The sequence below is a fragment of the Asaia platycodi JCM 25414 genome (assembly GCF_000614545.1).
In the GTDB taxonomy this organism is placed as follows: domain Bacteria; phylum Pseudomonadota; class Alphaproteobacteria; order Acetobacterales; family Acetobacteraceae; genus Asaia; species Asaia platycodi.
In genome coordinates this window covers 96,607-108,528 of sequence record NZ_BAKW01000004.1, presented here as the reverse complement: position 1 = coordinate 108,528, position 11,922 = coordinate 96,607, and the positions used below count along the sequence as shown (strand labels likewise).

The 11,922-nt window shown below is 59.6% G+C and carries 11 protein-coding genes and 9 pseudogenes; all 20 read left to right on the top strand.

Going from position 1 to position 11,922, the window contains the following annotated elements:
- The first annotated feature begins 1 nt into the window (after nt 1).
- A pseudogene (gene rplP / locus JCM25414_RS04990) lies at nt 2-417 on the top strand (50S ribosomal protein L16).
- 2 nt (nt 418-419) lie between these two features.
- Nucleotides 420-653, top strand: coding sequence for a 50S ribosomal protein L29 (rpmC, locus tag JCM25414_RS17310; protein ID WP_025822036.1), 234 nt, complete (start codon nt 420-422; stop codon nt 651-653).
- 27 nt (nt 654-680) lie between these two features.
- On the top strand, nt 681-947 hold the full coding sequence (rpsQ, locus tag JCM25414_RS17305) for a 30S ribosomal protein S17 (RefSeq protein ID WP_035442659.1): 267 nt from the start codon (nt 681-683) through the stop codon (nt 945-947).
- Between the two features lie 14 nt (nt 948-961).
- Nucleotides 962-1,330, top strand: a complete 369-nt coding sequence (rplN, locus tag JCM25414_RS04980) for a 50S ribosomal protein L14 (protein ID WP_025822040.1) — start codon at nt 962-964, stop codon at nt 1,328-1,330.
- A complete protein-coding gene (gene rplX / locus JCM25414_RS04975; RefSeq protein ID WP_025840917.1) occupies nt 1,330-1,650 on the top strand; it encodes a 50S ribosomal protein L24 in 321 nt (106 codons plus the stop codon). The genes rplN and rplX overlap by 1 nt, the downstream gene beginning before the upstream one ends.
- Before the next feature lie 10 nt (nt 1,651-1,660).
- Nucleotides 1,661-2,225, top strand: a pseudogene (rplE, locus tag JCM25414_RS04970) (50S ribosomal protein L5).
- A 115-nt stretch (nt 2,226-2,340) separates the two neighbouring features.
- The gene (gene rpsN, locus JCM25414_RS04965; RefSeq protein ID WP_025840915.1) at nt 2,341-2,646 is read left to right on the top strand and encodes a 30S ribosomal protein S14; all 306 of its coding nucleotides are present in this window, start codon (nt 2,341-2,343) and stop codon (nt 2,644-2,646) included.
- An 11-nt stretch (nt 2,647-2,657) separates the two neighbouring features.
- Nucleotides 2,658-3,055: pseudogene (rpsH, locus tag JCM25414_RS04960) on the top strand (30S ribosomal protein S8).
- A gap of 10 nt (nt 3,056-3,065) precedes the next feature.
- Nucleotides 3,066-3,601 (top strand): annotated as a pseudogene (rplF, locus tag JCM25414_RS04955) (50S ribosomal protein L6).
- Nucleotides 3,601-3,962 (top strand): annotated as a pseudogene (gene rplR, locus JCM25414_RS04950) (50S ribosomal protein L18). Before rplF ends, rplR begins: the two co-directional pseudogenes overlap by 1 nt.
- Before the next feature lie 6 nt (nt 3,963-3,968).
- Nucleotides 3,969-4,555: pseudogene (gene rpsE, locus JCM25414_RS04945) on the top strand (30S ribosomal protein S5).
- Entirely contained in the window at nt 4,548-4,733 is a 186-nt protein-coding gene (gene rpmD, locus JCM25414_RS26475) for a 50S ribosomal protein L30 (RefSeq protein WP_025840910.1), read from the top strand. The pseudogene rpsE and the gene rpmD overlap by 8 nt, the downstream one beginning before the upstream one ends.
- A gap of 1 nt (nt 4,734) precedes the next feature.
- Nucleotides 4,735-5,220, top strand: coding sequence for a 50S ribosomal protein L15 (gene rplO / locus JCM25414_RS04935; protein WP_025840909.1), 486 nt, complete (start codon nt 4,735-4,737; stop codon nt 5,218-5,220).
- Between the two features lie 110 nt (nt 5,221-5,330).
- On the top strand, nt 5,331-6,707 hold the full coding sequence (secY, locus tag JCM25414_RS04930) for a preprotein translocase subunit SecY (RefSeq protein ID WP_025840908.1): 1,377 nt from the start codon (nt 5,331-5,333) through the stop codon (nt 6,705-6,707).
- Nucleotides 6,704-7,279 (top strand): adenylate kinase, encoded by a 576-nt coding sequence (locus JCM25414_RS04925; RefSeq protein WP_025840907.1) that lies wholly within the window; start codon nt 6,704-6,706, stop codon nt 7,277-7,279. The genes secY and JCM25414_RS04925 overlap by 4 nt, the downstream gene beginning before the upstream one ends.
- A 224-nt stretch (nt 7,280-7,503) precedes the next feature.
- Nucleotides 7,504-7,881, top strand: a complete 378-nt coding sequence (gene rpsM / locus JCM25414_RS04920; protein ID WP_023978982.1) for a 30S ribosomal protein S13 — start codon at nt 7,504-7,506, stop codon at nt 7,879-7,881.
- Between the two features lie 93 nt (nt 7,882-7,974).
- On the top strand, nt 7,975-8,367 hold the full coding sequence (rpsK, locus tag JCM25414_RS04915; RefSeq protein ID WP_023978981.1) for a 30S ribosomal protein S11: 393 nt from the start codon (nt 7,975-7,977) through the stop codon (nt 8,365-8,367).
- Between the two features lie 156 nt (nt 8,368-8,523).
- Nucleotides 8,524-9,542: pseudogene (locus JCM25414_RS17300) on the top strand (DNA-directed RNA polymerase subunit alpha).
- A gap of 38 nt (nt 9,543-9,580) precedes the next feature.
- A pseudogene (gene rplQ, locus JCM25414_RS17295) lies at nt 9,581-10,005 on the top strand (50S ribosomal protein L17).
- Nucleotides 10,006-10,302: 297 nt separating this feature from the next.
- A pseudogene (locus tag JCM25414_RS17290) lies at nt 10,303-11,662 on the top strand (MFS transporter).
- The last annotated feature ends 260 nt before the right edge of the window (nt 11,663-11,922 follow it).

Genomic DNA, 11,922 nt, shown 5'->3' with positions numbered 1-11,922 from the left:
CATGCTTTCCCCGAAGCGGACTAAGTTTCGCAAGGCCCACAAGGGCCGCATTCATGGGTTGGCCAAGGGCGGAACGACGTTGAATTTCGGCGCGTTCGGCCTTAAGGCTCTTGAACCCGAACGTATCACGCACGCCAGATCGAAGCGTCACGTCGCGCGATCACTCGCGCCATGAAGCGTGCAGGTCGCGTGTGGATCCGGATCTTTCCGGATCTGCCGGTTTCCACAAAGCCTGCCGAAGTCCGCATGGGCTCTGGCAAGGGCTCGCCCGAATTCTGGGTGGCCCGTGTGAAGCCCGGCCGCGTGCTGTTTGAAATCGAAGGCGTGCCGCCTGAAGTGGCACGTGAGGCACTGGCTCTTGGCGCAGCAAAGCTGCCGATCAAGACCAAGTTCATCACCCGGATTGGGGAGGCTTGATCATGGCTGACGCATATAAAGTTGCCGATCTGCGCGCCAAATCAGCCGATGAGCTCGATGCCCTTCTTCTGGATCTGAAGCGTGAGCAGCTGAACCTCCGGTTCCAGGCTGCTACAGGTCAGTCCGAAGGAGTCGGCCGTGTTCGCGTACTCCGTCGTGCGATCGCTCGCATCAAGACGGTTGCGCATCAATCGAAGAACAAGGTGGGCGCAAAAACGTCCACCGCAGAGTCCTGAGAGGAGACGGACGATGCCAAGCGCGTCCTGACAGGGCGAGTGACAAGCGACAAGATGGACAAGACGGTTACCGTTCTTGTTGATCGCCGCATTATGCACCCGCTCTATAAGAAGTTCATTCGTCGCTCTAAAAAGTATGCGGCGCATGACGAGCTGAATGAGTGCAAGATCGGAGATACGGTGCGCATTGAAGAATGTGCTCCGATTTCCAAGCGCAAGACCTGGACGGTGATCACCCGTAACGGCGCGGCCCTTGAGGTTGCGGCGACGGCACCGGCTCAGGCGTCAGCGTAAGAGGGGACTGAGAAATGATCCATCCCGAGACCAATCTGGAAGTCGCCGACAATTCCGGCGCTCGTCAGGTGCAGTGCATCAAGGTGCTGGGCGGCTCCAAGCGGAAGACCGCCTCGGTCGGCGACGTGATCGTCGTGTCCGTCAAGGAAGCGATTCCCCGCGGCAAGGTGAAGAAGGGTGACGTCCATCAGGCCGTCATCGTTCGCACGTCCTACCCTGTTCGTCGCGCTGACGGCAGCGCCATCCGCTTCGACAAGAATGCGGCTGTGCTGATCAACAAGTCGATGGAGCCCATCGGCACGCGTATCTTTGGCCCGGTGGTTCGTGAGCTGCGTGCGCGCAAGTTCATGAAGATCATCTCCCTGGCTCCGGAGGTGCTATAATGGCTGCTCGTATCAAGAAGGGTGACCAGGTTCTGGTCCTCTCCGGCTCGTCGCGCGGTACGCGCGGTGAGGTCCTTGCTGTTCTGCCGAAGGTCGAAAAGGCCATCGTGCGCGGTGTTGCGGTGGCCAAGCGTCACCAGAAGCCAACCCGCATGAACCAGGAAGGCGGCATTATCGCCAAGGAAATGCCGGTTCATCTGTCCAACCTGAAGCTCGTCGATCCGAAGAGCGGCAAGCCGACTCGCGTCGGTTTCCGTCAGCTCGAGGATGGGCGCAAGGTCCGCGTCGCCAAGGTGACCGGCGAAGTAATCGAAGGCTAAGGGGGCGACCATGAGCGAGACCATTATCCGCGTTCAGCCGCGCCTGCAGCAGCGTTACAATGACGTCCTTCGTGGCCAGCTGCGCGAGCAGTTCGGCTACAAGAACGCCATGCAGGTTCCGAAGCTGGAAAAGATCGTCCTGAACATGGGCGTTGGCGAAGCGCCGGCGACCAGAAGCAGCTCGATGCCGCCGTTGCCGAAATGGCAGCCATCTCCGGTCAGAAGCCCGTCAAGACGGTGGCCCGCAAGGCTATCGCAGGCTTCAAGATCCGTGAAGGCCTGCCCATCGGCTGCAAGGTGACCCTGCGTCGCACACGTATGTACGAGTTTCTCGACCGTCTCGTGACGATCGCGATGCCTCGTATTCGTGACTTCCGCGGTCTGCCCCCGAACAAGGGCTTTGATGGTCGTGGCAACTTCGCCATGGGTATCAAGGAGCAGATCGTGTTCCCGGAAATCGATTACGACAAGATCGACTCCGTACGTGGCATGGACATCATCTTCGTCACCACGGCGAAGACGGATGAAGAGGCAAAAGCGCTGCTCAAGCGTTCGATCTGCCCTTCACTGCCTGATTTGTCGGGTTGAGCCGGGTTTTTTGCTTTCCAAAGCAGGCCCGGCTCCCTATATACACACGCTGTTTGGAAAACCGTTGGGATTGGCCCGACAGGTTCCGGGAGAAGATTTAGCATGGCAAAAATCTCCGCCGTGAACCGCAACGCCAAGCGCGCCTATATGGCGCAGCGCGACAAGGCGAAGCGGACCGCGTTGAAAGATATCATCAAGGACCGGACCCTTCCGGTAGAGGAGCGTTTCGACGCAACCCTGAAGCTGGCAGAAATGCCGCGCAACGGGTCGCGTATTCGTTTCCGTCTGCGTTGCAAGGTTTCGGGACGTCCCCGCGCGAACTACCGCAAGTTCGAGCTGAGCCGTATCGCTCTGCGCGACCTGGCCTCCACCGGCCAGATCCCCGGTATGGTCAAGTCGAGCTGGTAAGGTAGAAGCGAATGTCCCTATCCGATCCGTTGGGTGATATGCTCACCCGCATTCGCAATGCCCAGCGTGCCCGTCACGCGGCTTGCATCGCACCAGCTTCCAAGCTGCGTGCGAACGTTCTGGAAGCGCTGCGTCGCGAAGGCTATATTCGTGGTTACACCACGGAAGAGCTGCGCGCCGGTATCTCCCAGCTTCGCATCGAGCTGAAGTATGCAGACGGCCAGCCCGTGATCAAGGAAATCCACCGCGTGTCCAAGCCGGGCCGTCGCGTGTATTCCAAGATCAAGGAACTGCCGCGCGTGTATGCCGGTCTCGGCGTGTCGATCCTGTCCACCCCGCGCGGTATCCTGTCGGATATCGAGCTCGCGCCGCGAATGTCGGTGGCGAAGTCCTCTGCCGCGTCTTCTAAGGAGGATCACATGTCACGAGTAGGCAAGTATCCGGTTGTCATTCCCGCAGGTGTGGATATCTCCATCACCGACGGGTCGCTGACGGCCAAGGGTAAGCGCGGTTCTCTGACCATGCCGCTGACGCGTTTCGTCGAAGCAAAGGTCGAAGACGGCAAGGTTGCGATCCTTCCGGTCGGTAATCGTTCGCGTGAGACCTGGACGATGTGGGGCACGACCCGCGCTATCGTCGCCAACTTGGTCAAGGGCGTTTCCGAAGGTTTCAGCAAGACGCTCGAAATCACAGGAACGGGTTTCCGTGCCAGCGTTCAGGGTTCCAACCTGGTGATGAATCTCGGGTATTCCCACGACGTCGTTTATCCGATTCCGGCTGACGTCAAGATCACCACGCCCCGTCCCACGGCCATCACGGTCGAGGGTAACGACAAGCAGCGTGTTGGTCAGGTTGCGCTCGATATCCGCAACTTCCGCAAGCCGGAACCTATAAGGGCAAGGGCGTGCGGTACGAGACCGAAGTTCTCCGTCGTAAGGAAGGCAAGAAGAAATAATGGCTACGCAGCATGGATTGCAGGAACGGCGCCGTCAGCGGCTTCGCTTCCAGCTTCGCCGCAAGAGCGGTGGCCGGCCGCGTTTGTCGGTCTTCCGCTCAGGCAAGAACATTTATGCACAGGTCATCGACGATGCGCAGGGCGTGACACTCGCCAGCGCGTCGACCCTCGAGAAGACCCTGCGCGACGCTGGCAAGACCGGCGCGAATGTCGAAGCCGCTTCGGTTGTCGGCAAGCTGGTTGCAGAGCGCGCTCTCGCCGCTGGCGTGACGGCGGTCGTGTTCGATCGCGGTGCATATCTTTATCATGCCGCGTCAAGGCGCTGGCCGAAGCTGCCCGTGAGGGCGGCCTTTCGTTCTAAGGAAGGATCACACATGCACGTGAGCCAAGAGAAGGCGGCCGTGGTGGTCGCGAGCGGGAACGCGAAGGCGACGATCTGGTTGACAAGCTGGTAACCATCAATCGCGTGGCCAAGGTGGTAAAGGGCGGACGTCGTTTCGCTTTTGCTGCTCTGGTTGTGGTTGGTGACCAGAAGGGTCGCGTTGGGTACGGTGCGGGCAAGGCCCGTGAAGTCCCCGAGGCGATCCGCAAGGCGACCGAACGCGCCAAGCGCACCATGATTCGCGTTCCGATGAAGGAAGGCCGCACGCTTCATCATGATTCTTTCGGGCATTTCGGTGCCGGTAAGGTCGTGGTTCGTGCAGCTGAAGCCGGAACCGGGATCATCGCAGGCGGCCCGATGCGCGCTGTCTTCGAGTCACTGGGCGTAAACGACGTGGTTGCGAAGTCTCTCGGGACCCGTAACCCGCATAACATGGTCAAGGCGACCTTCGACGCGCTCGAGCGTTGCAGCAGCCCCCGCGCTGTTGCAAGCCGCCGTGGCAAGAAGCTTCCGAGCTGTTCGCCAAGCGCGATTCGCAGACCGACGATGCAGCGGAGGCGACCCATGGCTGAGAACAAGACTGTTCGCGTCAAGCAGATCGCTTCCGCTATCGGGCGCAAGCCCGGTCAGGCTGATACCCTTGTTGGTCTCGGTCTGCGCGGAATCGGCAGTGAGCGTGAGCTGGAGGACACCCCTTCGGTTCGCGGCATGATCCGCAAGGTTGCCCACCTCATCCAGGTGGAGGGTTGATATGAACCTTAATGAACTGCGCGATAACGCCGGTGCGCGTTACCGCAAGAAGCGTCTGGGCCGTGGTATCGGTTCAGGCAAAGGTAAGACCTCAGGTCGCGGCGTTAAGGGTCAGAAGGCTCGTGAAGGCGTGTCTCTGAACGGCTTCGAGGGTGGTCAGCTTCCGCTGTATCGCCGTATGCCGAAGCGCGGGTTCAAGAACATCTTCCGCAAGGAATTTGCTCCGGTGAACCTGGGCGCCATCGACCGTGCACTCGCTGATGGCAAGCTTCAGGCAGACGCGACGATCACGGAAGAGACGCTCCGCGCTGCTGGTCTGGTTGGTACGGGCAAGTATGCCGGTATCCGTCTGCTGGCAAAGGGCGAGCTGACCCGCGCCGTGACCGTTGAAGTCTCCGGTGCTTCCGCAACCGCTATCGCGGCTGTCGAGAAGGCTGGTGGCTCTGTCAAGGTTGCCGCCAAGGCCGAGGCTCCCGCCGAGGCCTGATCGCCCGATAAGAACGCCCTGGGCCGTTGCGGTGCAGGGCGGGCACAGGTAATCATGAACAGCGTCCCGCGCCTGCGCGGTGACGCTGTTTTTGTTGAAAGGACCGGTGGATGGCCTCCGCAGCCGAGCAGCTTGCCGCCAATCTCAATCTGAGCTCGTTCGCCAAGGCGACCGAGTTGAAAAAGCGTATCTGGTTCACCCTGGGTGCGCTCATCATCTATCGCCTTGGTACCTATATTCCGGTGCCCGGTGTGGATGCGACGGTCATGGGGCAGCTTCTGCACCAGAACCAAGGCGGCATCATCGGCATGTTCGACATGTTCACCGGTGGTGCACTTGGTCGTATGACCGTATTTGCGCTCAACATCATGCCTTACATCAGCGCGTCCATCATCGTGCAGCTTCTTTCGACCGCTCTGCCGTCGCTTGAGGCGCTCAAGAAGGAAGGCGAGCAGGGTCGTAAGAAGCTCAATGCCTATACGCGTTACCTGACCGTGCTTATTGCGCTTTTCCAGGCCTATGGCATCGCCATGGGGCTCGAACACATGACCAGTGGCGGAACGAGTGCGGTCGTGTCACCGGGGCCGTTCTTCATCCTGTCCAGTGTGATTACCCTTGTGGGTGGCACCATGTTTCTCATGTGGCTGGGCGAACAGATCACATCGCGCGGTGTAGGCAATGGTATCTCGCTGATCATCTTTGCAGGCATTGTCGCCAATCTGCCGCACGCTCTCGCGAGCCTGTTCCAGCTTGGCTATACAGGCGCGCTTTCGCCGTTCTTCGTGCTGCTGTTCCTCGTACTGGCCGGGGCAACCATCGCCTTTATCGTGTTCATGGAGCAGGCCCAGCGTCGCGTGGTGATCCAGTATCCGAAGCGTCAGGTCGGTAGCCGCATGTTTGGTGGCGACTCGTCTCATATGCCGCTGAAAGTGAATACGGCCGGCGTCATCCCGCCGATCTTCGCCTCGTCGGTGCTCCTGATCCCGGTCACGATCTCCGGTTTCATGAACGGCAAGAACATGCCTGGCTGGCTGAACACGCTCGGTCAGGAGTTTGGTCAGGGTCAGCCGCTCTACATGATCTTCTACGCCGCGATGATCCTGTTCTTCTCGTATTTCTACGCTGCGGTAACCTTCAATCCCGAAGAGACCGCCGAGAACCTGCGCAAGCAGGGAGGCTTTGTTCCTGGGATCCGGCCCGGCTCAAATACAGCGCGCTATTTCGATCGAATCCTGTCGCGACTGACGACGATCGGTGCTCTCTATCTTGTGGCCGTGTGTCTGCTTCCGCAGATCCTGATCAGTCGTTACAATGTGCCTTTCTATTTTGGTGGTACGAGTTTGATCATTATCGTCTCCGTGACGATCGACACCATGACCCAGGTACAGTCACACCTCGTTGCTCATCGTTATCAGGGTCTGATTCGCAAGCAGCGCGGTCGGGGTAACGGCAAGGCGGATCAGGCGAGAGGAATGCGTCGTCGATGAACATCATCCTTCTTGGCCCGCCGGGCGCCGGGAAAGGCACCCAGGCCGATCTGCTTGAGCAGAAATTCAAGCTCGCCCATATCTCCACCGGAGACATGCTGCGTGGCGAGATGGCAGAGGGGACGCCTCTCGGCCTTAACGTGAAGGCGATCGTCGAATCCGGTCAGTTTGTGCCCGATCCGGTGATGATTGATCTGATCAAGAGCCGCACGCTCAAGGCCGATTGTGCGGAAGGGTTCATTCTCGATGGCTTTCCCCGCACGGAAAGCCAGGCACAGGCGCTCGACGCCATGTTGTCTGAGCGAGGTGTGAAGATCGATGCGGTTATCCTCATCGAGGTGGATGCCGAGCAGATTGTGGCGCGCCTGGCCACTCGTCGTGCGCCGGATGGCTCACGTCGTGCGGATGACGAACCCGACACGGTACGTCGTCGTATCCAGGTCTACAGAGACCAGACGGCGCCTATCCTGCCTTATTACGAGGACGCAGGCCGTCTGCGTCGCGTTGATGGCATGCAGAGCCTCGACGCTGTGCAGGCGTCAATTGTCGCGGCTTTGGGTCTCGACAAATAAGGACGGTGAGGCCGATCACGTAAAAGTGAATGGTTTTATTTGACTCATAGGGGGTGCTCGATATATTGCGCGCCCTCGACACAGGTGCTGTCAGACGCGGTGGTCGACGCTTTCGTGGCGGTCGATTCTTTAGCGGATTGAACAGTTTCGATTGAACTGGCCCAGGCTTTGGGTCGAAGCAAAAAGAGAGCCTGGCCTTTTCGGTCAGGCAGGGAGTGAGTGGCGTGGCGCGTATTGCCGGCGTAAATATTCCGACGAACAAGCGGGTAGTCATTGCCCTGAGCTACATCTACGGCATTGGTCCGTCGACGGCGAAGGCAATCTGCTCCAAGCTCGAAGTACCTGAAGCGAAGCGCGTTAACGAGCTGAGCGACGATGAGATCGTGAAGATCCGCGAACTGATCGATGGCGACTACCGCGTCGAGGGTGACCTCCGCCGCGAAACCGCGATGAACATCAAGCGTCTGATGGACCTTGGTTGCTATCGTGGCCTGCGTCATCGCCGTGGTCTGCCGGTGCGCGGCCAGCGGACGCACACGAACGCCCGTACCCGCAAGGGCAAGGCCGTGGCGATTGCCGGTAAGAAGAAAGCTACGCGCTAATTCGCGCATCTTAAGCGGATCGTGGCGAGTGGCGGCCCAACAGGCTGTCCTCTGCCCTTCGCTCATTGCCAAGATTGACAGGACGACCTCACTATGGCCAAGGCCGCAACTCCGCGTATCCGCAAGAAGGAGCGCAAGAACATCATCTCTGGTGTCGCGCACGTTCTTTCGACGTTCAATAACACCATGATCACCATCTCCGACGCCCAGGGCAATTCCATTGCGTGGTCCTCGGCTGGCGCACAGGGCTTCAAAGGCTCGCGCAAGTCGACCCCGTATGCTGCCCAGGTCGCTGCTGAAGACGCAGGCCGCAAGGCACGCGATCACGGCATGGAGACGCTGGAAATCGAAGTTTCGGGTCCGGGTTCGGGCCGTGAGAGCGCCCTGCGCGCCCTTCAGGCCGTCGGGTTCTCGATCACGTCGATCCGCGACATGACCCCGGTGCCGCATAACGGCTGCCGTCCGCGCAAGCGTCGTCGCGTCTGATTGACTGCGGCCCTTTCGAGGGCTGCTTGTCTGTCACCACCCGTCCGTAGGTGGTTTCTTCCTCGGGAGAGACCACCGGCACGTTCTGACCGCGCTCCGGCGCGGTTGATGTTCCGTTGGGTCCCAGCGGGACAAGTTGTTTGAAAGGCCACGACATTGGTCCTCCAGAAGAACTGGCAGTCCCTTATCAAGCCGGAAAAGCTGGAAGTCGCGCCCGGCTCCGTGCCCACGCAGACAGCACGGTGATCGCCGAGCCGCTGGAGCGTGGTTTTGGCATGACGCTCGGCAACGCGATCCGTCGCGTTCTGCTGTCTTCGCTTCAGGGCGCCGCTGTGACGGCGATCCAGATCGACGGCGTGCTGCATGAGTTCTCGTCCGTGCCGGGCGTCCGCGAGGACGTGACGGATATCGTGCTGAACATCAAGCAGCTTGCCCTGCGTATGCATGGCGAAGGCCCCAAGCGTATGGTGCTGACGGCTACTGGCCCCGGCGAAGTGCGTGCAGGCCAGATCCAGGCCGGTCATGATATCGAGATCATGAACCCCGACCTCGTGATCTGCACGCTCGATGACGGCGTGAAGCTCGGCATGGAATTCACGGTGAACATGGGCAAGGGCTACGTGCCGGCTGCTGCAAACCGTCCGGAAGACGCGCCGATCGGGCTTATTCCCATCGATGCGATCTACTCGCCGGTGCGCAAGGTCTCGTACAAGGTCGAGCCGACCCGCGTGGGTCAGGTCACCGATTACGACAAGCTTCTGCTTACGGTCGAAACGAATGGTGCGGTCACGCCGGAAGACAGCCTCGCTCTCGCAGCGCGCATCCTTCAGGACCAGCTGCAGCTGTTCATCAACTTCGATGAGCCGCGCCCGGTCCGTCAGGAAGAGCCGCGTGACGACCTGCCGTTCAACCGTAACCTGCTTCGCAAGGTTGACGAGCTCGAACTCTCCGTTCGTAGCGCGAACTGCCTGAAGAACGACAACATCGTCTATATCGGCGACCTCGTGCAGAAATCCGAACAGGAAATGCTGCGCACGCCGAATTTCGGGCGCAAGTCGCTGAATGAAATCAAGGAAGTCTTGACTTCCATGGGTCTGTCGCTGGGCATGAATGTTCCGGCCTGGCCTCCCGAGAACATTGAGGACCTGGCAAAGCGTCTCGACGAGACGTTCTGAGCCCGATCCGGAAGAAAGTAGAGTAAGGAAACCCGATCATGCGTCATGGTGTTGCTGGGCGTAAGCTCAATGTTACCTCGACCCACCGCGCTGCCATGTTCGCAACATGGCCGTGGCTATCATCAAGCACGAGCAGATCACGACGACGCTGCCCAAGGCGAAGGAAATTCGCCCAGTTGTCGAGAAGCTGATCACCCTCGGCAAGCGTGGCACACTCCATGCCCGCCGTCAGGCTTTTGCGCAGCTGCGTGACGAGACCATCGTTACCAAGCTGTTCTCGACCATTGCAGAGCGCTATCAGGGTCGTTCGGGTGGTTACACCCGCGTTCTAAAGGCTGGCGTTCGCTATGGCGACAATGCCGATATGGCCGTTGTCGAAATGGTTGATCGCGATGTCGACGCCAAGGGCAAGGATAGCGGCCCGGTGATCAACCAGTCCGGTGAAGAGCCGATGGCTGCCTGAGGCTATACGCTTCAGTCTTTGCGGAAAGGGCCGGGCAGGGAACTGTCCGGCCTTTTTTGTTTTTGGCTTACAAATTCCTCTCAAATCGTTTAAGAGCTTCGCAGGAAGTCAATCTGATCAATCCGAGCGTCAAGCGTGGGATTTCTGATCAGATTGGAGCGCGGTGCCGTATTCTCACGGAATCGCGATGTCAGGGCGGATATCTGGACGCGCAGGCGCGTTCAACGATCCTGCCCCCCATACGGTCCGAGCACTCTCGTAGGACCAGTCACCACGCATCCCATGCTGCCCTGGGCAATGAGGTCCGGTAAGGCTCGCGCTGCGTGTAGATACAGGAGAGCTTCTTTGTCTGAGGCAAGCACCACCCAGAGACGCGGGATCGCAGAGATCCTTGGCATTCCACGGCCCCTTTTCTTCGGCTTCGTCGGTCTGTTGCTGTTCATGATCGGCGACGGCGTAGAAGCTGGCTATCTCGACACCTTCATGCTCCATAACGGCCACACGCAGGGTGACGTGAACCTGCTGTTCACCACTTATGGCATAACGGTGATGATCTCGGCCTGGTTCTCGGGCCCGCTTTCGGATCTCTACGGGCCGAAAAAGGTCATGTGGATCGGCCTGATTCTCTGGGCCGTGCTCGAAGTCGGGCTTCTGACACTCGGTCTCGGGCCCAACAACTTCCCGATGACCATCCTGTTCTACAGCTGCGCGGGTTTGCCTATCCGCTCTTCGCCTATGGCTTCCTGGTGTGGATCGCTGCGGCGACACCCGCCAATATGCTGGGCTCTGCAGCGGGCTGGTTCTGGTTTTCCTTCTCAGCCGGTCTGCCGACGCTCGGTTCACAATTTGCGCGTTACGCCATCCCCGCTATCGGCGAACTGGCCACTTTCTGGTGCTCGCTCGGCCTCGTCATTCTTGGCGGCCTCGTAGCGCTTCTGTTTACGCATGAGCCGACGGGCGAGAAGCGCCTGTTGCCTGATCATGTCAGCACGAAGGATATCTTCTTCGGCTCGATCAGCATCATGTGGCGCGAGCCCAAAACGCTTATCGCAGGTGTCGTACGCACGATCGACACCTCGTCGGAATACGCCTTCCTGGCCATCATGCCGGCCTTCTTTATCGACCATCTGGGCTTTACTCAGGGACAGTGGTTGAATCTGCTGTCGCTGATCTTCCTCAGCAACATCCTTTTCAATCTTGTTTCAGGCATGCTCGCTGATGCGCTGGGTCATCGCTTCATTGTTGCTGTGTTCGGCGGCATTGGGGGCTTCGTTTCCATTCCGCTCTTTTACTATGTGCCTGTCTGGTATCCGGGTAATTTCGCAGCGGCTGCTGCTGTTGGCATTTTTTACGGCGCGACGGTCGCCGCGTTCGTGCCGCTCTCTGGCCTGATGCCGCAGATCTGCCCGAAGGAGAAGGCGGCTGCTCTGTCGATCCTCGGTCTCGGCGCGGGCGCCAGCACGTGGGTCGGCCCGGCCATCGCCGGCATCTGCGGGAGCGTGTTCGGCTTCGGGATGGAAGGCATCATCTGGGCCTTCGCGCTGATCTATCTTGCCGCTGCGGGCATGACAGTGACGCTTCGCATTTCTGATGAAGCACGCCGCTATACTCAGGAAGCCTGGCGCGGGGCGAGAGCATTACAGCCGTGGGTCACTGAGCCTCTTACCGATTCTGCGTGATCCAAGGCGTCGCTGAGGGGACTCAGCGGCGCCTTTTCGGTTTTCTAGTCTTGGCATGCAGTCTGGCCTGGTGCGCGGTGGAGGAGCCTGGCCTTCCTGTTTCTTCCTTGGGGGTAGTCGGGATGGCACCTGCGCACGGCCTGCTCTCCTCACGCGATGGATCGAGGTTGGGAGACGCTTCTACATAAGCGCTTTCGGCAGGAACGCTCAGTGATGGGGGGCGCAAGACTCTCGAGCA

What these genes read in the sequence shown, in the direction of transcription:
- rplN (WP_025822040.1), top strand. Translation starts at nt 962, where the DNA reads ATGATCCATCCCGAGACCAATCTGGAAGTCGCCGACAATTCCGGCGCT.
- rplX (WP_025840917.1), top strand. Translation starts at nt 1,330, where the DNA reads ATGGCTGCTCGTATCAAGAAGGGTGACCAGGTTCTGGTCCTCTCCGGC.
- rplO (WP_025840909.1), top strand. Translation starts at nt 4,735, where the DNA reads ATGAACCTTAATGAACTGCGCGATAACGCCGGTGCGCGTTACCGCAAG.
- rpsK (WP_023978981.1), top strand. Translation starts at nt 7,975, where the DNA reads ATGGCCAAGGCCGCAACTCCGCGTATCCGCAAGAAGGAGCGCAAGAAC.
- rpmC (WP_025822036.1), top strand. Translation starts at nt 420, where the DNA reads ATGGCTGACGCATATAAAGTTGCCGATCTGCGCGCCAAATCAGCCGAT.
- rpmD (WP_025840910.1), top strand. Translation starts at nt 4,548, where the DNA reads ATGGCTGAGAACAAGACTGTTCGCGTCAAGCAGATCGCTTCCGCTATC.
- JCM25414_RS04925 (WP_025840907.1), top strand. Translation starts at nt 6,704, where the DNA reads ATGAACATCATCCTTCTTGGCCCGCCGGGCGCCGGGAAAGGCACCCAG.
- rpsN (WP_025840915.1), top strand. Translation starts at nt 2,341, where the DNA reads ATGGCAAAAATCTCCGCCGTGAACCGCAACGCCAAGCGCGCCTATATG.
- secY (WP_025840908.1), top strand. Translation starts at nt 5,331, where the DNA reads ATGGCCTCCGCAGCCGAGCAGCTTGCCGCCAATCTCAATCTGAGCTCG.